We start from the raw sequence: 20,753 nt of genomic DNA, 5'->3' as shown, positions 1-20,753 counted from the left end.
CCTCTCTTCATTTTATCTAATAAAATTATTACTTCGAAGCATACTTAGCTTTTCCTTCATCCAAAAACTTTACAAAGTTTTCAACATTCAAATCAAATGCTTTTGGTGAAGCCAAAGTACCTTTTTCATCATTAGGATTGACCAAACAATAATATGGCTGTGCATTTCCGTTGAATCTTACAATCTGAAAATCTAAATTCTGGTCACCCATCGACGTTTTTTCTTGTCCGTCATCTTTAGAAGTGTACCATTTTTCTTTGGCTAACTCCGTTTTGTCATCCACGTACAAAGCCACCACTACGTAATCTTCTTTCAAACGTTTCAACACTGCTGGGTCTGACCAAACGTTTTCTTCCATTTTTCTACAGTTCACACAACCGTGACCTGTAAAATCTATAAAGATTGGTTTATTTACTTTTTTAGAATATGCTACTGCTTCTTCATAATCAAAAAAACCTTGAAGTCCATGTGGCAAAGTAAGGAACTCACTATACTTCGGTTTTGGGAAATTTGCATCGCCTTCAGTTTTTACCGATGCACCAGACGAAACAAAATCTTGCGTAGTAAGCGGAGGCAACCAACCAGCCAAAGCCTTTAGAGGCGCTCCGAACATTCCAGGAATCATATAAACGACAAAAGAAAAAACTAAAATTGCCATCAACATCTTTGGAACACTTACTTTTTCAGTTTTATCGTCATGAGGTAATTGGATTTTTCCTAATAAATAGAAGCCAATCAAAGCGAAAATCACAATCCATAAAGCCAAATATACTTCTCTGTCTAAAATTCCCCAGTGATATACTTGGTCGGCTGTACTTAAAAATTTAAGGGCTAAAGCTAATTCTAAAAAGCCTAAAATTACTTTCACTGAATTCATCCAACCGCCAGATTTTGGCAAGTTTTTCAACCATTGTGGAAAAATAGCAAACAAAGTAAATGGAATAGCAAAGGCTAATGAAAAGCCCAACATTCCAATAACAGGCTTAATAATTTCGCCTTGGGCAGAAGCAATCAAAATCGAGCCAGCCACAGGACCAGTACAAGAGAAAGAAACTAAAACCAAAGTAAATGCCATGAAGAAAACCCCGATGATTCCACCTCTATCTGACTGTGCATCTATTTTATTGACAAAATTGGAAGGCAAAACAATTTCAAACCAGCCCAAAAATGAGATTCCGAAGAAAACAAAAATGACAAAAAACAGCATATTAGGAATCCAATGCGTACTTAGCCAATTGGCAAAGCCCGGACCAGCCAAGGCAGCGATTAATGTACCGAATAAAACATAAATCGCTACAATCGAAAAGCCATAAAGAAATGCTAATTTTCTACCTCCTTTTTGTTTAGTGAAAAAGCTCACCGTCATCGGAATAAGCGGATACACACATGGCGTTAATAATGCCAATAAACCTGCCCCAAAAGCTACCCAGAAAAAAGCAAAAAGTGATTCTTGTACTACAGGCCTTTCTTCAATGTTTGTTTCAACTATCGCATCGGTTTTGGCGGAAGTCAAAGTATCAGCTTTAGCGACAGAATCTGTTTTTGCTAAAACCGTATCTTTACTAATAACGGGCGGAACAACAGTTGTTTCAGTTGGCTTTACAAGCTTTTCTTCGACTTCATTACTGTTTTTTTTTTCAGCTCCAGCTAAAGAGAAAACACCTTTTACAGGTACACATTGACCTGAAGCATCTGAACACGACTGGCTATCGTAAGCACCTTCAATCAGAAATTTCTCTTTTAAAACCTTGACAGTTTGGCGAAAGGTTGCTTTGTGCTTGAAGTAAGTATATTCTCCATTCCAGATTTCCTTGTCGAATTTCTTTATGGGATTAATAGCTTTCAAGCCACCAACGGCTTCATAAGTATCGTTCGCTTTTAATTTAATCGTCGTAACGGTTGGGCCTAAATCTTCACTAAAATCTGAAGAATACAAATACCAATCATCTTGAATATTGACTGTAAAAACGATGTCAACCGTTTCTCCAACAGCAGGATTTGCTTTTGATAAAGCCCAAGACCATTTGGCAGGTGTAATTTTTTGAGCAGAAATTGCTACTGAACAAATAAGTAAAATAAATAAACTAAAAAGTAACTTTTTCATCTGTTGATGGATTGTATAATATGCTTAATTTTCTAAACAGTAATTTGTGACTGTGAGTTCTATCTTTTAAAAATACAATTTATTAACGCTTTGTATTCATTCAAACTCAAATTTAAAGTACATCAATATTGATAAATGTCTTATTAATGACTTTCTTAATTTTTATTCAAAATAAAAAAGGCTAAATTTTCTCAAATTTAACCTTTTAAATAATTGTCTCTGTTGAACTAGTTCATTTTCTTCAAATTCTCTTTGAAGACCTTCGTAAATTTTTCCAATTTTGGTTTTATCACTACTTGACAATATGGATTATGCCCATTCAGTTCATAATAATCTTGGTGATAATCTTCAGCAGGATAAAATACTGTAAAAGCTGTAATTTCTGTAACAATTGGATTCGGAAAAACATGTTCGGCATTCAATTTAGCTTTCCAAATTTCTGCTGTTTTCTTCTGAGCTTCGTTATGATAAAAAACCGCCGAACGATATTGCGGACCTTCATCAGCACCTTGACGATTCAAGGTAGTAGGATCATGTGTTTTCCAGAAAATTTCTAAAATTTTATCGAAAGAAATTTTCTTTGGGTCGAATGTTACTTGCACAACTTCTGCATGACCAGTAAGTCCCGTACAAACTTCTTTATAAGTTGGGTTTTTAACTTTTCCGCCAGAATAGCCAGACTCTACTTTTACAACACCTTCTACCTGTTGAAAAATGGCTTCTACGCACCAAAAACATCCCGCTCCGAACGTCACTACTTCTGTTCCTTCAAGATTGACTTTTTCATTGTTCATTTTTTCTGTATTTTTCTGATTATCAGAACCTTTAGCACATGATATATTTACTAGCAATGTAAATATTCCAAGAAGTACGACATTAATTTTCGATTTCATTGTTGATAACGTTTAAAACTTGATGTAAGTTTGTATTTTTTATGAAAGAATTCTTTCGATGAAGATTCAAATCGATAAAGAACACTTTAATCTAAAAGAATATCCAAAGATAATACCAATTAAAAATTAGATTGTCTGATGAATGACATACTTACGAATACAAAACCACCAAAGATGCCAAAAAGTTATCTTCAAGTTGTTCAACAACGTTGGCAAGATGCTTTAAAAACGAATGGATTTATTATTAAATTACTGACAACCCTTGGTATAGCTACTTTGGCTGCCCCACAATTTCCTTCATTTTTTATCAATATTCAAAAGCGTGATGGCGCTTATCTTTCCGATTTTGTATTAAATCATCTTCCTGCGATTGATGTTTCAACACCAATTTTTGCTCTTATTTATGGAATGTTGGTTTTCTTGCTTTGTAGAGTATTGGTCAAACCAAAGTTATTTCTACTTTTTACGATAACGTTTGTGATTGAAACCGTATTGAGGATGTCAACCATTTATTTTTTTCCATTGAATCCTCCACTAGATTTAGTTCCACTTCACGATACTTTTGCCGAATTACTCATTTACGGAGATACAGAACCTATCACAAAAGATTTATTTTTTTCGGGGCATACTGCAACGATGGTGATGATTTGGTTGTTTCTTGAAAAACCTTGGGAAAAAGCTTTAGCGGCTGTTACAGGCGTTTCAATTGCTATTTTATTATTAATTCAGCACGTTCATTATACAGCAGATGTAATCGGTGCATTTTTCTTTACTGCACTTTCTTATGTAATTGCTCGTTATCTCAACAAACAGCAATGGCAAATTACTTGTAGTGTGTTATTATTGTTTTTATTACTTTTAGAAACACTTTTCTGGTTTAGCAATAAAATCGTTTAAGTCCAAAAATCATAATCCTTTGTATTTTAAGGAAATGATAGAAAATATATTAATTAATCCTTTAATTTTGCAAGTCATAAATTAGTACATTCTGGAGAGTTATTCATCTTGAAACTAATGATTGTGAATTATCAGAGGTAAATTGTAAATTTTCTAATGAAAAATTTACAATTTCATTACATTCAATTAATTTGCATTGTTTTACCAGAAAAAAGGAAACTTTTTCTTTTTTCTAAAACTAAGTAAAGGTGGTTCTGCCCAACTACGTTTACGAAGCGATTGTCAAAATCGTTTAACTTTATTTTGTACAATTTTTCATAAAACTGGTTTGGTTGAACAAATTAGTTTTGTACCAGGAACTTTTTATCAAATATAGTTCTTGCAAACCACTTTAATTCAGGGTAAAAATATGGTAAAGTTTGAGTCGAAAACCTTCCAATTGGGAGAGAAACTAACACAAGAGCAGAAAGAGTATTTCCGCAAGTATGGTGTAATTCAATTTAAAAATTTCATTAATGCTGAAACGATTCAAACGTTTATCAGCGAATTAGATAAAATTGAAAAGCAATGGTTGGCTGATGGCATTGAGAAAATCAATGGTATTCCGTTGAAGTTTGGTAAAGACGAACACGGCAACAAGATGATTCAAAGAATGTGCTTTACAAACAAGTACAGTACTTTCTTAGGCGAATTTTTGAAAGACCCACGTTTACAATTATTGGTTGAATTATTAGCTCCTTATGACGGTCGTATTAGCGATAACGAAAAAGATGGACTGGTTTTTAACCACTATGTAAATGCACCAAACAGTAAATTCACACAAATGGGATGGCATACAGACAGCCCACGTGATTTATTTTTAGGACAAAAAATTCTTCCGATGTTAAACGTTGGTGTACACTTAGATAATTGCCCAAGCACAAATGGTGGCTTGAGAGTATTGCCAGGTACACAAAACCAAAGTGTTTTAAAACTTTTATTTGGTAAAAAACAGTTTATCGATCATACTCCAGATGCGAGAGAAGTAGGTTTTGAAATTGAAGCTGGAGATTTAACGGTACATGATGGTCGTTTATGGCACCGAGTAGAAGTTTCTCCTAATTTCGGAGAAAAGTCTCGTCGTAGAGTGATGTATGTGCCAATTATTACTGGTAAATACATGCCGAAAAACGAAAACAGCAAAACACCATTTTATCACCGTTTTGCAAAAGTAGTTCAGAAATAAGGAATTGTTTGAATATAAAAAAGCCTGCGAAAATCAAATTTCGCAGGCTTTTTTGATGTTTTGTTATCAATGAAGCTTTACTTACTTCGATAGCTTTGATTTCACAAAAGCAAAAATCATTGGTAAAACAGAAACCGCAATAATGCCTAAAACTACTTTTTCAAAATTGTGTTTTACCCATTCGTTATTTCCTAAAAAATAGCCCAATAAAGTAATTGAAGTAACCCAAAGCACAGCACCTAAAACACAAAAAGTAATATAAGTACTGTATTTCATACTTCCAGCTCCTGCTACAAATGGCGCTACTGTACGAACAATCGGAACAAAACGAGCCATAATAACAGTTTGTCCGCCATGTTTTGCATAAAATTCTTCAGTCTGCGTAATATGTTCACGTTTCAGAAATAGAATTTTATCTTTCGACTTCACAAATTCACTAAAGTACTTTCCAATAAAATAATTCACATTATCGCCCAAAAGTGCGGCGCCAATCAAAAGAGGAATAACAAACGTAATTTCAATTTTACCCGTTGCTGCTGCCAAAACACCTACCGCAAAAAGTAGAGAATCTCCCGGTAACAAAGGCATTACGATTAATCCAGTTTCAACAAAAATAATCAAGAAAAGTAATCCGTAAGTAACTGTTCCATGTTCGCTGATAAAATCAGAAAGTGCGGTTAATGGGTCTTTGAGGAGTTGTAAAAAAAAGTTGATAATTTCCATTGTGTTCGTTGGGTTTGTTAGTAAGTATTATACATTAAAAATCAGTTATGAGAAAAGGGACTTTTTGAACTCGCCTTGACTGATAACTGATTCTACATGTTTGTCGATGTGATGTGTTTACTTATCTAAGAAATGAGTGAAAGTATCACCTCTTAAGCCCAAACGAATGGTTTCTAAAGAAATTACTTCGTGTGGTGCAATGTTTCCAACGTTTACGTTAGCTCCTACTAATTTCACAAACCAAACTTGTTGAGATTTTTGTGGAGCTTCCCAAATGATTTTTTCTTCAGGAATTTCAGTTAGAATTTCTTCTACCAATCCTTGACGAACTTCACCAGATGCACGGAACAAACCAACGTTTCCGCCTTCACGAGCTTCGCCAATTACTTTCCAAGCACCAGCTTCTAATTCAGCTTTCATCAATTTAATCCATTTGTATGGAGGAATGATTTTCGCCTCATCTTTAGAACCTACTTCTGAAAGTACAGTTACTTGTTTAGCTAAAGTTCTGATATATTCACATTTATCATCTTGTTCCATTTCTAAAGAACCATCAGAAACTTCGGCATACTCCATTCCGAATTCGTCTAAAATACGACGGTACTCATCAAATTGTTTACGAATAATAAAAGCTTCAAATAAAGTACCGCCAAAGTAAACTGGAATACCTGCAGACTTGTAAACGGCTAATTTTTCCTTCAAGTTTGGTGTAACGAACGAAGTAGCCCAACCCAACTTAACGATGTCGGTATAAGCAGCACTCGTTTCCAAAAAATCCTCTATTTGTCTGATACTTAGACCTTTGTCCATCACCATTGTGTATCCTTTTTGGCGTGGCTTAGTAGTTCTCTCAGGAATTTGAGTAAGTGGATAATTCATATTTTTGCTATCGGTTATCAGTTGTCACCTATCGTTTTTCTTACCTTAATTCCTCCATAAATCCTTTTAAAAAAGCATATTATTGAATCAAGACAAGAACGTGAATTGCAAAATTAAATATATCCTTTTTATCCCGCAAATTAGAATGTTAATATATTGTGTTAATTCAATACCTATAGCACATAAACTACTCAATAACAGATACTTAATATTTTTTGAAAAATAATTTTTCTTAGATTTATTAAATTTTAACAAAAAGGTGTTTTTTTAATGAACAGTGTTCATTACTTTTGCAATGACTAATCTTTAACTTATCTAAAAATGAAAAAAATCATCAATACACTTGCCGTGTTCCTTTTTATAATAAGTGTGGGAAATGCGCAGTCTATCACGAAAGACGCCATCTTAGGTGAATGGCTATCGCAAGAGAAAGACGGGAAAGTATTAATTTTCAAACAAGGTGAGAAATATTTCGGAAAAGTAATTTGGGGGAAAGCGACTGGCAGAAAAGATGAAAAAAATCCAGATGCTTCTTTAAGAAACAGAGATATCATTGGTTCTACTATTTTAAAAGACTTTGTTTTTAAAGGAAAAGCTTGGGAAGACGGCAGTGTTTACGACCCGAACAATGGCAAGACGTACTCTTGCAATATGAAATTAAAAAGTATTGACGAATTAGAAATAAGAGGTTTCATCGGTTTTTCTTTGCTAGGAAGAACAACCGTCTGGACAAAAGTTAAATGATTCTTGTGGAAATTGTATCCACATTTTAATCGAAATTGAAAATATGGGTATTACCGAGAGAAAAGAAAGAGAAAGACAAGAAGTTCGGTCTTTGATTTTAGAAGCCGCACAGCAAGCCTTTATTGAAGATGGTTATGAAAAGGCTTCTATTCGTGCGATTGCCGACCGTGTGGAGTACAGTCCAGCGACGATATATCTTTATTTTAAAGACAAAAGTGAAATTTTCTTTGCTGTACATGAATTAGGTTTTGAAAAATTAATAAATCAACTGTTGGATGCGGTTGAAGGAATTGAAAATCCAATCGAAAAACTTCGACAACAAGGTTATGCTTACATGAACTTTGCTTTGGAAAACCCTGAAATGTACGATTTGATGTTTATTCAAAATGCACCGATGGAAGCCATTTTTGAAAACGAAGAATGGGTTTGTGGACATAGATGTTTTGAGCATTTATGCGATACGGTACAACAATGTATTGACAACAAACTCATTAAAATTTCAGTATTAGGAGTAGCAACGATGTCAATCTGGTCGTTTATGCACGGCTTGGTTTCATTGAAAATCAGAAATAGATTTAAAACTTTTCCACAAGAACATATACAAAATTTAATGTCGGCATCTGTAGAACAAATGATCGCACTTTTACAAAATGACTAATCCAGCATTTGAGTTTTTTAAAAATAATCTTGGAAAACCTATCGCCGAAAATAGTCCATCGCCTGTTTCAAAATGGTTAGATGGTGTTTTAGTAGCATTAGAAGAAGATTCTCTTTCGGTAGAATACATTATCAGAAAAGATATGTGTAATCCAGCCCACATCCTTCACGGAGGCGTTGCCGCTACCATGATGGATGACATCATCGGAATGACAATTTTCAGCATGGGCCACACTGCTTTTTACGCTACCGTTAATCTTTCTATTGATTACTTATTTTCAGCGAAAATCGGCGAAAAAGTAATTTCAAAATCAAAGATTATCAGGGTTGGTAAAAAAATTGCACATGCTGAAGGAGAAATCAGAAATGAACAAGGCAAAATTATCGCAAAATGTACCACCAATTTGGTATCAACCAGCAACGAGATAAAATCTTTATAAAACATTACCAAACAAGCACGATAAACCTTTCGAGACTAAGTGCTTTTTATTTTGCTTAACAACTAAACACTGTTTATATTTTAAATAACGTTTATGAAAACCCTCAGAAACTTCAAAAAAATGCTTCAATTTTTCCATCATGCTTATTCAAAATTGGCGATGATGCTACTATTAGCAATGTGCTTTTTCACTGATACTTTGGCACAGTCAGATATTTTAAATCGATATGTTCAAGAAGGTTTAAATAATAGCCAGACACTCAAGCAACAGCAATTTTCTTTGCAAAAAGCCGTGTATGCGCTTGAAGAAGCCAAATCGATGTTCAAACCCAATGTGAGTTTCAACACCACCATCTCGGCAGCTCAAGGCGGTAGAAAGATTGAAATTCCAGTCGGAGATTTAGTAAATCCAGTTTACACCACGCTAAATGCTTTGACGAACTCGACAAAATTTCCACAAATCTCAAATACTTCTGAGCAACTTGTTCCTAAAGATTTCTATGATTTACGTTTCAAAACCACCATGCCCATTTTGAATGCTGAAATCAGGTACAATCAAGCCATCAAAAAAGAACAAATCAGCGTACAACAAACTGAAATACAAGTTTATAAAAGAGAATTAGTACGTGATATTAAAATTGCATATTTCAACTATTTGAAAGCGACAGAAGCCGTAAAAGTTTATGAAAATGCTTTAAAAATTCTGCAAGAAAGCGAAAGAGTCAATGAAAGTTTAATAAAAAATGGTTCGGCAAATCCAACGGTTTTGGTGCGTACTCGCAATGAAATTTCAAAAATTGATGCTGAAATCAGCAATGCAAAAGGCAATCAGTTGAACGCTTCTGCTTACTTCAATTTCCTTTTGAATAAAGATTTCAATGCCAAAATTGAAATTGACAATTTGGACACTTCAGTACTGAACTTAAATTTAGAAGAAGGACATCGAGAAGAATTAGACAAAATTCAAGCGGGAATTAATATCAATAAACAACTTGTAGGATTGAGTCAATCTTATAAAAAACTCAAAGTAGGAGCTTCTTTAGACCTCGGCTCGCAAGGGCGATTTGCCCAAATTGCCAATAGTGATAAAAACTTTTTCAATCCAAATGCTTTTGTTTTACTCGGCGTTTCATTCGATTTACCCGTTTACTCTTTCGGCAGAAATCAATTGAAAGTAAAACAAGCTGAAATGGATTTAGCAGCTTTAGACACGCAAGCGCAACAAGTAAAAAATCAATTAGCCTTACAAGCCGAAACGGCACAAAATTCTCTGAATTCAGCCAAGAAAGTATTTGAATCAAAAGCTTCGCAGATTTCAACGGCGGAACGCTATTACCGTGATATGTTGCGTCGATACAAAGAAGGAAACCTGAATTTCATCGAACTTTTAGACGCTCAAACACAAATCACGACCGCACAATTACAGCAATCCATTTCTTTATTTGATGTTTGGCAAAAATGGGTGGAAGTAGAAAGAGCCAAAGCCAGTTATGAACTAAAATAATCCTTAAAAAACAAAATCATGTTTAAGACCATCAAAAGTATTTTTAGAAATATTACCGAAAAAGATAATATCATCACCAAACCAAGCAATTCAAAACCTGCTAAAAAATCATTTTACGATTTAAAAATCAGCAATTTAACAGGAAAACAAGAAATCAACTTTGCTGATTTTGCAGGAAAAAAAGTACTCTTAATCAACACGGCTTCAAAATGTGGTTACACGCCACAATATGAAGATTGGCAACAATTCCATGAAAAATTTGGTGATAAAGTAATTGTAATCGGTTTGCCTGCTAACAACTTTTTAGCACAAGAATCTGGAACGGCTTCGCAAATTGAAGAATTCTGCCAAGTAAATTATGGTGTTTCGTTCACAATTACTGAAAAAGTAAGTGTTTCTGGCAAAGACAAACATCCTGTTTACCAATGGCTTTCGGAAGAACAAAAAAACGGCTGGAACAATATAGAACCAAGCTGGAATTTCTGTAAATATTTAATCAACGAAAAAGGAGAATTGACACATTTTTTTGGCTCGAATATCAAGCCAGAACATCCTTCTTTCAAAAAAGCAGTAGGAATCTAAATCAATATTTAAAGTATAAATACGCTAAAGAAATGAAAAAAATTATCTCTTATTCTCTTGGCTTCTCGTTTATGTTTTCCTTGCTGTTGGCTTGTGGAAAAAAGGTAGAAGAAAAAAAATCGCTGGCTGATGAAGACGTAATTGCCGTAAAAGTAATCAACGTTAGTCAGGCGAATTCTAACGAAGTAATCAAAGCTTCGGGCTTAGTGGCATCTTTACAGGAAGCTCGTTTGTCATTCAAAACGGGAGGAATCATCGCCAAAATTTATGTAAAAGAAGGTCAAAATGTTTCAAAAGGGCAATTATTGGCTTCATTGAATCTGACCGAAATCAATGCACAAGTACAACAAGCTACCGAAGGCGTACAAAAAGCAGAGCGTGATTTACGACGTGTAACCAATCTTTACAAAGATTCCGTTGCTACTTTAGAACAAGTACAAAACCTCACGACGGCACTGAACGTCGCCAAACAAAACTTAGAAATTGCGAATTACAACCAAGGTTTTTCAAAAATCTACGCTACTTCAAACGGCGTAATTGTTAAAAAACTAATGAACGAAGGCGAATTGGCTGGTCCGGGAACACCCGTATTTTTCATGAACGCAACAGGTGCAAACGACTGGGTTTTAAAAGTTGGTGTTGCCGATAAAGATTGGACTCGCCTACATTTGGGCGACAAAGCTACCCTTCAATTAGATGCTTTTCCTGATACTCCTTTTACGGCTTCTGTTTCCAATCTTTCGCAAGGTGCTGACCAAAGTTCGGGTTTGTATCAAGCTGAATTGAAATTGAATACACAAGGCAAAAAAATGGCAACTGGGCTTTTTGGTAATGCTTTGATTACTCCTAATCTTACCCAGCAAAATACTTCAGTCCCGGTTGATGCCGTGATTGAAGGCAACGGAAACGATGCTTTTGTTTATGTAATTGAAAATGGCAAAGCCCACAAAGTAGCCATAAAAATCCTTTCGATTGATAACGACAAAGTATTTATCCAAAATTCTTCAACAGTTATCACGCAAGTAATTACAGACGGTTCGGCTTATTTGGTGGAAGGAAGTAAAGTAAAAATCATTCAATAAAATGGTGAGTTGTGAATGGTGAGTGATGAATTTTGAATTTTGAGTACGGGTAGAAAATTATTAATTAACTATATAAAATCCTTATTCATAACTCACCAAACTCCTCACTCACCATTCACAACTCAGCATTTATAAAGATATTAATATGAAAATCTCTGAATTCTCAGTTAAAAATTACCAATTCACGCTGGTCGTGTTTTTAGGTATTCTTTCAATAGGGATTTACTCTTTATTGAATATGCCTCGTGGAGAAGACCCTGAGTTTTCTTCTCCTCAATTTGGCGTTACGGTGATTTACCCCGGTGCATCGCCCAAAGATGTTGAGCAATTAGTAGCGGATGTGGTTGAAAAACGCATCAACGAATTAGATAATATTGAACGAATCAGAACAAGTATTTTTGATGGTGCTGCCATTTTTCAGGTAGAATATGCTTTTGAGTCTGACCCAGAAGAAAAGTACCAAGAAATTGTGCGTGAAATGAATGCCGTCAGGAAAGAATTGCCTGCCGATGTGTTGGATGTTCGTATCGAAAGGTATCAGCCCGATGGCGTCAATATTTATCAATTTGCTTTAGTTTCTGAAACACTCCCTTACTCTAAATTAGAAAAGTATGCCGATGATTTAGAGAAAACTTTAGAGAAAAATCGTTCGCTCAAAAACATTAAAAGTTGGGGTTTTCCAGAACGTAAAATTTCGATTGAGCTGAATCAAGCGAAATTGGCGCAAGATAAAATTCCAGTAAACAGAGTTTTAGGAGCGATTCAGTCTGAAAATGTGAATATTCCTGGCGGTTCATTGAATCTTTCAAACAAAAAATTCAATGTGAAAACTTCTGGAAATTTTAAAGATATTGAAGAAATAAAAAATGTAATTGTCTTTACAAACGGTACGAAAATCGTTTATTTAAAAGACATCGCCGAAGTAAAATACGCCTACGAAGACGAAACGCATAAAACTCGTTTGAACGGACATAGAAGTGTTTTTGTAACGGCTTGCCAGAAATTCGGACAAAACATTATTAAAGTAAGAGCCCAAACCGATCCAAAAATTGAAGAATTTAAAAAGACTTTACCAAAATCGGTAGATTTAGTAAAAGTATTCGACCAAGCGGAATCTGTGGATAAACGTTTGATGCGTTTTGCCAAAGATTTCGGCATTGCTATTCTTTTGGTTTTGATTACGCTTTTGCCTTTGGGTTCAAGAGCGAGTTTGGTCGTCATGATTTCAATTCCACTTTCGCTGGCAATTGGTTTGGCATTACTTTATGCTTTGGGCTTTACTATTAACCAACTTTCAATCGTTGGGATGATTGTCGCTCTGGGGATTTTGGTGGACGATTCTATCGTGGTCGTAGAAAATATTGAACGCTTTATGCGGATGGGCATTCCGAAAAAGCAAGCCGCCATTGATGCTACCAAACAAATTAGTTTGGCGGTTGTAGGTTGTACGGTTTTATTGATTTTCGCCTTTTTGCCCGTTGCCAATTTGCCAGAAGCGGCTGGAAAATTCATCCGAAGTTTGCCGATGGCAGTAAGTGTTACTGTACTTGCTTCAATGTTTGTGGCTTTGACGATTGTGCCGTTTTTATCAAGTGTTATCTTGAAAAATCATGAAAATGCTGAGGGAAATTTTATTTTAAGAGGAATGAAACGTTTGATTTCAGCCACTTATGGGAAATTGATGGATTGGTGTTTACAACATCCAAAAACTACACTTGCAGGAGGAATGGGAATTTTCGTCGGAGTAATGTTGATTGCTAAATTCTTTTTGGGCTTCTCGCTTTTCCCAACTTCCGAAAAACCAATGTTTTTGGTAAACGTTTCAACACCCGTTGGAACAAACCTAAAAGCAACCGACGAAGTAGTGCGTTTTGTAGAAAATGAACTTAAGAAAGAACCAGAAATCAAAAATATTGCTGCCAATATCGGTAGAGGAAATCCAAGAATCTATTATAACGTAATTGGCGGAGCAGAAGCTGAAAACTTTGGTCAACTTTTCGTGCTTTTGCATGACGTGGAAACCAAAGAGAAAAAAGCAATTATCGACCGACTGAGAGGAAAATTAACGAACTATCCAAATGCCAAAATTGAAGTGAAAGATTTTGAGCAGGGGCCGCCTTTGGAAGCTCCAATTGCCTATCGTGTTTTCGGAAATAATTTAGATAGTTTAAGAATCATTGCTGGACAAATTGAAAATATTTTGTCTGCTCAGGAAGGTGCTATTTATACAGACAATCCGTTAAAAGTACAGCCAACCGACCTAAGAGTACACATCAACAAAGAAAAAGCAGGTTTAATGGCTGTCAATATTTCGGACATTGACCGTACTGTTCGGATGGGAATTGCAGGTTTGAATGTTGGTACTTATCGTGAAGAAGGACAAATTGATGATTATAACATTAATGTTTCAATTCCGAGAATTGGAGCCAAACAAGGTTTTGAAGTATTTGATAATTTGTATGTAAACAATACTTTAGGAACAGCTATTCCTTTGAAGCAATTGATTGAAGTAAAATTTGAAACTTCTCCGAATCAGATAAAGCATTATAACAAAGACCGTTACGTAATGATTTCTACTTTCTTGAAATCAGGTTATAACACTGCGAAAGTAAACCAAGAGTTGATTCAGAAGTTGAATAAATTCAAATTTCCGAAAGGATTTTACTACACCGTTTCTGGTGAAGCAGAAAATGCAGAAAAATCTTTTGGAGGCATAGGGGTAATTATCCTGATAACTGTCTTTGGCATGATTGCGATTCTTATCCTTGAATTTAGGAATTTTAAATCAACGCTTATTGTACTTTCTGTGATTCCTTTAGGGATTGTTGGTGCGATTGTCGGACTGTTAATTGCCGGAGAAAATTTATCATTTACAGCCGTAATTGGTTTTATCGCCTTAATTGGTATCGAAATCAAAAACTCGCTTTTACTCGTAGATTTTACCAATCAGTTAAGAGAAGATGGAATGGAATTAGATGAAGCCATTCACCAAGCAGGTGAAATTCGTTTTGTACCTATTTTGTTAACTTCTTTCACGGCTATCGGAGGCTTAATTCCATTAGTCATTGAATACTCTGATTTGTATTCACCTTTAGCAATTGTATTAATTGGCGGTATTACAAGTTCTACTTTATTGGCTCGTTTGGTTACACCAGTAATGTATAAATTGCTTCCACCAACTATTCATAAAAAAACTGCGCTGGCATAATTATTTTCACAATCATTCGAGGAATACTATTTCAATATCATTGAGCGTTCTAACAGAGAGAATTTTATCTATTAAATTAAAATTTAAAATCAATGAAATTCAGCACGAGTAAACTAATTCAATTTTTATCACGGCATTTCTATATTAATCCGAGATTAATTGCACCACAGAAACGCTTTTATGCAGATTTGGGTATGAACTCGTTGGAGTTCCTTGAATTGATTGTGCATTTAGAAAATACTTACGGAATTGTTTTGCCAGACAATGAAGTGGATAAAATTCAGACGATAAAACAACTCTCTGAAGTAATGGAAGCGAATCTTGTTCGTGTAGAAGCTTAATCAGCTAAGTATTAAGCAAGTTACATGTGTTTTGGAATAGTTTAATATAAATTTAATCTTATCCAAAATCATTCAATAATCATCAAAAAGGGTTAGCGATTCATTCGTTAACCCTTTTTTGATAATAAAACTTACCCCGCTATTTCGTTCAACGCTTTCACAAAAGCGTCTAATTCTGCTGTTGTTGTATATAAATGCGGTGTCACTCTTACACCCATTACATCAGCTTTGGGGTTTGCAATCGCTACGGTGAAGATTTTATATTTCTCAAAAAGTAGTTTAGATAATTCCGAAGGCGTTTTTCCTTTTACGCCTACATTGGCAATGCCACAGCAACGAAAAGCTTCTTTTGGCGTATTCAGAATGATATTTGGGTTGTCACGTACTTTATCTGTCCAGTATTTTTGAAGGAATCTCAAGCGTGCTTCTTTGCGTTGAATACCAATTTTTTGATGAAATTTAATGGCATCTTGTATCGCCAAATCAGTTGCTACTGGAATCGTTCCTGTATGATTGAGCTTACGAATATCATCATCGGCAAAACCCATATCACCGTACAGTTGCCAAATTTGTTTGATTTTATTTTTCCTTACATATAAAATTCCAGCTCCGAGCGGATTGCCGAGCCATTTATGTAAACTACTTCCATAATAATCACAACCGCCAAGGTCTTCAATTTTAAAATCTAAATGTCCGAAAGCGTGAGCTCCATCCACCATTACTTCTACTCCGTGGCGATGTGCCATTTCTACGATTTTTTTTACTGGCAAAATTTGTCCTGTGATATTGATTAGGTGACAAATCATCAGCAAACGAGTTTTGGACGTAATGGCTTTTTCGTAAACCTCCACAATTTCTTCATCTGAGTTTGGATGATTGGGTACAGAAACCATTTTATTGACGATGCCATATCTGCGAGCTTGCAACTTGAACATATCTAACATCGCACCATAATCTTGCTCTGCCATAATGGCTTCGTCGCCTTCTTTCCAAGAAAATCCTGCGATAATCGTGTCCAAAGATTCGGTCGTATTTCTGGTAATAATCAATTCTTCATGCGAACAGCCCAATAATTCCGCCAATTGTTTTCTGGAAACCAATTTATCGTCAAACTGACGAGTACGCATATAATAAGAAGATACCTTATTTACGTCACGAATATGCTGAATGTACGCCTCTAATACTTCGTTGGAAGCCAAAGAATAATAGCCATTTTCGAGATGAATAAAATCATGCGTGAAATTGTAGGCAGTTCTGATTTGTTGCCAAAAAGCCTCATCTTCCGCCAATTTTTGGGCTGGAATCTGTACAGATTTGGCTAAAAGGTTTTCAATATCAAGCATTGAAACCGCAGAAATACCTGTGAATGTTTTAAGAAACTGACGTTTGGAGAGATTTGGCATTGTTTGAAGTGAAGGATTTTTGGAATTATGAGTTATGAATTTTGAATTATGAGCAGTTTGCCGCTGCGATGATGAAATCAAAGCATTAGGATATAAATGCCTCTCTTGAAATTACAGAATTTATGTAAGAAGACAAAATAAGTAATCTATGTAAGAAGACTTGATTATATTGATTCAGCATTTTGTAGAGATGTCTAAATTCATAAACGCAACGGCGGACTGCTCATAATTCATAACTCATCATTCATAATTAGCATAAGCTTTCAATAAAAGCGTCGTAAATTGCAGGAGTATTTTGTAATCTTATTCTGAATGTCCCAAGAATTTCCGCCACTTCCCATACTTTTTCAAGACGAACATTTTGTTGCCATTAACAAACCGCATAATTTATTAGTCCATCGTTCTTCTATCGCTGCCGATGAAAGTGTTTTTGCCTTGCAATTACTCCGTGACCAGTTGAATTGTTGGGTAAGTCCATGCCATAGATTAGACCGCAAAACTTCGGGAGTTTTACTTTTTGCGCTTTCTTCCGAAGCCGACAAAGAAGTTAAAAAGCAGTTTGAAGCCCATAACATTCAGAAAAAATATTTGGCTTTAGTAAGAGGTTATTTGCCGTCATCGGGCATGACCGACCGACCATTGGAGCGAGAAAAAGGAGGTTTTCAGGATGCCATTACGCACTTTAAATGTTTACAACAAGTAGAATTGCCAATTATGGTAAGTAGATACCCTACTTCTCGATATTCATTGGCAGAAATTTCGCCAGAAACGGGAAGAATGCACCAAATCAGAAGACATTTTGCACAATTGAGGCATTATTTAATTGGTGATAAAACTTACGGCGAATGCAAACAAAATAAAATGTTTGAAGAGAAATTTGATTTACACACCATGCTTCTGCACGCCAGAGAATTGGTTTTTGAACATCCTTTTACCAAAGAAAGTACCCGAATTATTGCTCCGATGAACGAAGAATTTATCCGAGTACTTTCAGCAATTGGAATGAATACCGATGGACTTTAGGAAAAAATTATATATTCCCGTTTACTTCTTGAACTGTCGCAGCCAAACGAGTGTAGTACAAAGTCGTTGTAGCTTCAAAGCCAGAATCAGTTCCTAAAATCAACCAAAGGTTTCCATTGGCATCAGCTTTACCTGTAGCTACTCCTGTTTTTCTGATTAATTTGTACTCACTTTTTTCTGTACCATTGGCAATATTTCCATATACTTTCATATCATCACCATTGGCAGCTTGTTGCATTTTTTTAATATTCATGGTATAATGCTTCGAAGTACTGTCAAGCACTTTTTTAGGTTCAATACCCGTAAAACCTAAGCCAAAATAAACACTTTCACCTGGTGCACCACCCACACCAACCGCATTTGAAGGAGCATTAGAGGCAAGTTCTACTTCAAAGCTAATCGTGTATTTTTGATTAGCTTTAAGCCCTGAATACTTTCGGCTCAAGAACATAAACAAGTCGTCACTGTGGTTATTACCCGAAATTCTGAGTGCTTTTTTAGTCGTATCCAAAGGCATTGGTAACTTGGCTTGGCTGAACTTTAATTCATAAAAATTCTCCTCACCAACAGGATAATCAGCGAAGTCACCTTTCCATCCTTCTATGGAAGTATTGAAGTTTTCATTGATATAAAACGTCGGAACGTAAGGTGTACTTTCCAAGGCACATGAAGATAGAATAGAGGCTACGAATACACTTAAAATGATTTTTTTCATGATATTTTTTAAAAGTTTGTTTCATCAATGACCCTACTCTTGTAGAAATAGTTGGAAAATATTTTTATATTTTTTTGAAATAAATATCTATCTTTATGATAATCAATAACATATAAAATATTAAATTTCATACATATACAGAGTTATTGATAAGCGTCCTTCAATGCACAGTAAATAATTTTAGCGTAGTAATGTCATGTTGTATCTGATTATTCTTTCAAAATAAAGGTATGTTTTACAAAGTTTTTCAGCCACATCCAGCTCTGCGAGAGTTTGTCAATAACATCATGGTTTTTCAATTAGACATTCCTCTACATGAAAAACCACCTACTATTTCGTTTCCTCCTTTGGCTGAACAATGCCTTTATTTTTATCCTTTTGAAGTACCAGAAAGTGAATATTTAACCAGCCACAAAAAAGTAATTCTTCCGCAAAGTATTCTGGTTGGGCCGCAAGTAAATCGGATAAAATTGAAAATGCCTCATCGGAATTTTACGATTAAAGTAGGTTTTCAGCCGGGCGGATTATATCGTTTATTGGGAATACCTATGAACGAAATGATTATGGATGAATCTTTAGAAAGTACTTATTTTTTAGACAAAAATATCAGGTTCATAATTGAACAATTACAAGAAACGGCTTCTTTAGAAAAGTCGCTCGAAATTATTCAAAACTTCCTTTTGAGCAAGTTGAAATTACTAAAACCCAAACTTCCGCTGGATGATGTATTACCGCTAATAAGTAAAAGTGGAGGCTTGGTAAATATTGATACAGTAGCTTCGCAAGCTTGTGTGAGTACTCGTCAATTAGAACGTTTGTTTCTACAACGCTTGGGACTTCAACCCAAATTTTTTGCCAGAATGACACGCTTCGCAAAGGCTTGGACGATTAAAGAAAAATTTCCTGACACAAAGTGGACATCAATTGCCTACCAATGTGGCTATTTTGACCAAATGCACTTGATTCGAGACTTTAAAGCTTTTTGTGGAATATCACCATCCGTTATCGAAGATGAATTCAAAAACTCTCCATATTATCTCGGAAATCAATTTTATGATGAGTAGCCTATCGCCAAAGATGTCGCATTTGTACTATTCTTAGGCAAAGCCTCAGCCTAATTTTGTAATCATAAACTTAAAAATATGATTATGAAATCTTTACTCCTCTCCTTTTTCTGGGTTGCAAGTCTATCTTTTGGCTTTGCTCAAGACCGTTCACAAGATAAAATTGCTATCGAAAAACAAGTCGATGCCGTAATTAATAGTTGGAATAATCACAATTATGACGACATGAAAGAGTATGCTACCGAAGATGCCGACTGGGTAAATGTGGTAGGAATGTGGTGGAAAAACCGAAAAGAAGTACAATATGCCCATCAGGTTTTTCACAAAGTAATGTTTCAAAACACGCCTTTGAGCAAAACAAGTGTACATACCCGATTTATTACCAACGACGTAGCCATAGTTCATCTCTATTGGCACATGGGAGCTTATACTTCGCCAAATGGCAATTACTACAAAGAAGCAGAAAACTTAGCCCTGATGGTTTTCGTGAATAAAGCTGGTAAATGGCTTTTAAGCTCCGCTGAAAATGTAATTATCAACGAAGCTGCACAACAGAGTAATCCTATCAATAAAATGCCTAAAGAATAATTCAGAATATTTTTTATTCTTATCGTTCTGAATATTAATAAATTCACTAATTTTGCAGTCCCGGAAATGAAGCTAATGGTACTTTCGTTGCGGGAATTACAAATTTTAACGTACCAATGCAATGAATCAAAAAATCAGAATCAAATTGAAGTCATTTGACCACACTTTAGTGGACAAATCGGCTGAGAAAATCGTGAAAGCGGTTAAAGCTACAGGTGCAGTAGTTTCAGGTCCAATTCCTTTGCCTACTAAAATTGAGAAATTCACAGTTTTGCGTTCACCACACGTTAACAAAAAAGCTCGTGAGCAATTCCAATTATGTACTTATAAGCGTTTAATTGACATTTTCTCATCATCTCCAAAAACAGTTGATGCGTTAATGAAATTAGAATTGCCTTCAGGTGTTGATGTTGAAATCAAGGTGTAGTTTTCCTTGCTTAGAACATAAAAAAATCCCTTTTAACATTGTTAGAAGGGATTTTTTGTTAAAAATAATTATGACTTTAAATTAACACATATAAGTAATAGCATATTATTTGGCTATCAACGTCTTACTTTTCTTGTCTCGTATGTTTGTCTTACTAAAAATCATGTTCAAATAGATTAAATTCCGAAATTAGCATTTGTGTGATGAGAGGAGATTCTTGTCTAAACAATCCATTTGGATATGTACATTTCAAGG

At 35.2% G+C, this 20,753-nt stretch carries 20 protein-coding genes; 14 read left to right on the top strand and 6 right to left on the bottom strand.

Translation table 11 applies throughout. The features are described from left to right. Window positions 1-28 precede the first annotated feature (28 nt). Window positions 29-2,104, bottom strand: a complete 2,076-nt coding sequence (locus VB798_RS23840) for a protein-disulfide reductase DsbD family protein (protein ID WP_323689747.1) — start codon at window positions 2,102-2,104, stop codon at window positions 29-31. 227 nt (window positions 2,105-2,331) lie between these two features. Continuing rightward, a complete protein-coding gene (gene msrA, locus VB798_RS23835) occupies window positions 2,332-2,898 on the bottom strand; it encodes a peptide-methionine (S)-S-oxide reductase MsrA (RefSeq protein ID WP_407654188.1) in 567 nt (188 codons plus the stop codon). A 237-nt stretch (window positions 2,899-3,135) separates the two neighbouring features. On the opposite strand from msrA, the gene VB798_RS23830 reads away from it, so the two are divergent. Both VB798_RS23830 and VB798_RS23825 read left to right on the top strand, forming a co-directional pair. Then, entirely contained in the window at window positions 3,136-3,894 is a 759-nt protein-coding gene (locus VB798_RS23830) for a phosphatase PAP2-related protein (RefSeq protein WP_323689745.1), read from the top strand. Window positions 3,895-4,303: 409 nt separating this feature from the next. Beyond that, window positions 4,304-5,119: a phytanoyl-CoA dioxygenase family protein gene (locus VB798_RS23825; protein ID WP_323327086.1), complete on the top strand. Its 816-nt coding sequence runs from the start codon at window positions 4,304-4,306 to the stop codon at window positions 5,117-5,119. Window positions 5,120-5,200: 81 nt separating this feature from the next. Here VB798_RS23825 and VB798_RS23820 read toward each other — a convergent pair whose 3' ends face one another. Both VB798_RS23820 and VB798_RS23815 read right to left on the bottom strand, forming a co-directional pair. Continuing rightward, window positions 5,201-5,842 carry a VTT domain-containing protein gene (locus VB798_RS23820; RefSeq protein WP_323689744.1) on the bottom strand — a complete coding sequence of 214 codons (642 nt, stop codon included), beginning with the start codon at window positions 5,840-5,842 and terminating at the stop codon, window positions 5,201-5,203. Window positions 5,843-5,959: 117 nt separating this feature from the next. Beyond that, window positions 5,960-6,721, bottom strand: a complete 762-nt coding sequence (locus VB798_RS23815; protein WP_323326963.1) for a phosphosulfolactate synthase — start codon at window positions 6,719-6,721, stop codon at window positions 5,960-5,962. A 321-nt stretch (window positions 6,722-7,042) separates the two neighbouring features. On the opposite strand from VB798_RS23815, the gene VB798_RS23810 reads away from it, so the two are divergent. The 8 genes from VB798_RS23810 (at window position 7,043) to VB798_RS23775 (ending at window position 15,278) form a co-directional block, all read left to right on the top strand. Beyond that, a complete protein-coding gene (locus tag VB798_RS23810) occupies window positions 7,043-7,465 on the top strand; it encodes a DUF2147 domain-containing protein (RefSeq protein WP_323689743.1) in 423 nt (140 codons plus the stop codon). A 43-nt stretch (window positions 7,466-7,508) separates the two neighbouring features. Continuing rightward, entirely contained in the window at window positions 7,509-8,123 is a 615-nt protein-coding gene (locus VB798_RS23805; RefSeq protein WP_323689742.1) for a TetR/AcrR family transcriptional regulator, read from the top strand. Then, the gene (locus tag VB798_RS23800) at window positions 8,116-8,562 is read left to right on the top strand and encodes a PaaI family thioesterase (protein WP_323689741.1); all 447 of its coding nucleotides are present in this window, start codon (window positions 8,116-8,118) and stop codon (window positions 8,560-8,562) included. The genes VB798_RS23805 and VB798_RS23800 overlap by 8 nt, the downstream gene beginning before the upstream one ends. A 93-nt stretch (window positions 8,563-8,655) precedes the next feature. Beyond that, window positions 8,656-10,065, top strand: a complete 1,410-nt coding sequence (locus tag VB798_RS23795; protein ID WP_323689740.1) for a TolC family protein — start codon at window positions 8,656-8,658, stop codon at window positions 10,063-10,065. An 18-nt stretch (window positions 10,066-10,083) separates the two neighbouring features. Beyond that, window positions 10,084-10,647, top strand: coding sequence for a glutathione peroxidase (locus VB798_RS23790; RefSeq protein WP_323689739.1), 564 nt, complete (start codon window positions 10,084-10,086; stop codon window positions 10,645-10,647). A 32-nt stretch (window positions 10,648-10,679) separates the two neighbouring features. Then, complete coding sequence (locus VB798_RS23785; RefSeq protein ID WP_323689738.1) at window positions 10,680-11,729, top strand: efflux RND transporter periplasmic adaptor subunit; 1,050 nt, start codon at window positions 10,680-10,682, stop codon at window positions 11,727-11,729. A gap of 145 nt (window positions 11,730-11,874) precedes the next feature. Further along, window positions 11,875-14,937, top strand: a complete 3,063-nt coding sequence (locus tag VB798_RS23780; RefSeq protein WP_323689737.1) for an efflux RND transporter permease subunit — start codon at window positions 11,875-11,877, stop codon at window positions 14,935-14,937. A 92-nt stretch (window positions 14,938-15,029) separates the two neighbouring features. After that, complete coding sequence (locus VB798_RS23775; RefSeq protein ID WP_184135108.1) at window positions 15,030-15,278, top strand: acyl carrier protein; 249 nt, start codon at window positions 15,030-15,032, stop codon at window positions 15,276-15,278. Window positions 15,279-15,409: 131 nt separating this feature from the next. Here the strand turns inward: VB798_RS23775 and VB798_RS23770 are convergent, their stop codons facing one another. After that, window positions 15,410-16,681, bottom strand: coding sequence for an aminotransferase class V-fold PLP-dependent enzyme (locus VB798_RS23770; protein ID WP_323689736.1), 1,272 nt, complete (start codon window positions 16,679-16,681; stop codon window positions 15,410-15,412). 312 nt (window positions 16,682-16,993) lie between these two features. Here VB798_RS23770 and VB798_RS23765 point away from each other — a divergent pair, with 312 nt between their 5' ends. After that, the gene (locus VB798_RS23765) at window positions 16,994-17,704 is read left to right on the top strand and encodes a pseudouridine synthase (protein ID WP_323689735.1); all 711 of its coding nucleotides are present in this window, start codon (window positions 16,994-16,996) and stop codon (window positions 17,702-17,704) included. A 7-nt stretch (window positions 17,705-17,711) separates the two neighbouring features. Here the strand turns inward: VB798_RS23765 and VB798_RS23760 are convergent, their stop codons facing one another. Beyond that, entirely contained in the window at window positions 17,712-18,419 is a 708-nt protein-coding gene (locus tag VB798_RS23760; protein ID WP_323689734.1) for a hypothetical protein, read from the bottom strand. 230 nt (window positions 18,420-18,649) lie between these two features. On the opposite strand from VB798_RS23760, the gene VB798_RS23755 reads away from it, so the two are divergent. From VB798_RS23755 to rpsJ, 3 genes are all read left to right on the top strand, one after another. Then, the gene (locus VB798_RS23755; RefSeq protein WP_323689733.1) at window positions 18,650-19,483 is read left to right on the top strand and encodes a helix-turn-helix domain-containing protein; all 834 of its coding nucleotides are present in this window, start codon (window positions 18,650-18,652) and stop codon (window positions 19,481-19,483) included. Window positions 19,484-19,567: 84 nt separating this feature from the next. After that, entirely contained in the window at window positions 19,568-20,071 is a 504-nt protein-coding gene (locus VB798_RS23750; RefSeq protein WP_323689732.1) for an SgcJ/EcaC family oxidoreductase, read from the top strand. Between the two features lie 121 nt (window positions 20,072-20,192). Continuing rightward, on the top strand, window positions 20,193-20,498 hold the full coding sequence (gene rpsJ, locus VB798_RS23745; RefSeq protein WP_184135098.1) for a 30S ribosomal protein S10: 306 nt from the start codon (window positions 20,193-20,195) through the stop codon (window positions 20,496-20,498). Window positions 20,499-20,753 lie beyond the last annotated feature (255 nt).

The sequence above is a fragment of the Arcicella lustrica genome (genome assembly GCF_034930985.1).
Classification (GTDB): domain Bacteria; phylum Bacteroidota; class Bacteroidia; order Cytophagales; family Spirosomataceae; genus Arcicella; species Arcicella lustrica.
This window is presented reverse-complemented; position numbering and strand designations above follow the sequence as displayed.

Coding starts and splice junctions, on each gene's coding strand:
- VB798_RS23840 (WP_323689747.1), bottom strand. CDS start 2,104: ATGAAAAAGTTACTTTTTAGTTTATTTATTTTACTTATTTGTTCAGTA.
- msrA (WP_407654188.1), bottom strand. CDS start 2,898: ATGAACAATGAAAAAGTCAATCTTGAAGGAACAGAAGTAGTGACGTTC.
- VB798_RS23830 (WP_323689745.1), top strand. CDS start 3,136: ATGAATGACATACTTACGAATACAAAACCACCAAAGATGCCAAAAAGT.
- VB798_RS23825 (WP_323327086.1), top strand. CDS start 4,304: ATGGTAAAGTTTGAGTCGAAAACCTTCCAATTGGGAGAGAAACTAACA.
- VB798_RS23820 (WP_323689744.1), bottom strand. CDS start 5,842: ATGGAAATTATCAACTTTTTTTTACAACTCCTCAAAGACCCATTAACC.
- VB798_RS23815 (WP_323326963.1), bottom strand. CDS start 6,721: ATGAATTATCCACTTACTCAAATTCCTGAGAGAACTACTAAGCCACGC.
- VB798_RS23810 (WP_323689743.1), top strand. CDS start 7,043: ATGAAAAAAATCATCAATACACTTGCCGTGTTCCTTTTTATAATAAGT.
- VB798_RS23805 (WP_323689742.1), top strand. CDS start 7,509: ATGGGTATTACCGAGAGAAAAGAAAGAGAAAGACAAGAAGTTCGGTCT.
- VB798_RS23800 (WP_323689741.1), top strand. CDS start 8,116: ATGACTAATCCAGCATTTGAGTTTTTTAAAAATAATCTTGGAAAACCT.
- VB798_RS23795 (WP_323689740.1), top strand. CDS start 8,656: ATGAAAACCCTCAGAAACTTCAAAAAAATGCTTCAATTTTTCCATCAT.
- VB798_RS23790 (WP_323689739.1), top strand. CDS start 10,084: ATGTTTAAGACCATCAAAAGTATTTTTAGAAATATTACCGAAAAAGAT.
- VB798_RS23785 (WP_323689738.1), top strand. CDS start 10,680: ATGAAAAAAATTATCTCTTATTCTCTTGGCTTCTCGTTTATGTTTTCC.
- VB798_RS23780 (WP_323689737.1), top strand. CDS start 11,875: ATGAAAATCTCTGAATTCTCAGTTAAAAATTACCAATTCACGCTGGTC.
- VB798_RS23775 (WP_184135108.1), top strand. CDS start 15,030: ATGAAATTCAGCACGAGTAAACTAATTCAATTTTTATCACGGCATTTC.
- VB798_RS23770 (WP_323689736.1), bottom strand. CDS start 16,681: ATGCCAAATCTCTCCAAACGTCAGTTTCTTAAAACATTCACAGGTATT.
- VB798_RS23765 (WP_323689735.1), top strand. CDS start 16,994: ATGTCCCAAGAATTTCCGCCACTTCCCATACTTTTTCAAGACGAACAT.
- VB798_RS23760 (WP_323689734.1), bottom strand. CDS start 18,419: ATGAAAAAAATCATTTTAAGTGTATTCGTAGCCTCTATTCTATCTTCA.
- VB798_RS23755 (WP_323689733.1), top strand. CDS start 18,650: ATGTTTTACAAAGTTTTTCAGCCACATCCAGCTCTGCGAGAGTTTGTC.
- VB798_RS23750 (WP_323689732.1), top strand. CDS start 19,568: ATGAAATCTTTACTCCTCTCCTTTTTCTGGGTTGCAAGTCTATCTTTT.
- rpsJ (WP_184135098.1), top strand. CDS start 20,193: ATGAATCAAAAAATCAGAATCAAATTGAAGTCATTTGACCACACTTTA.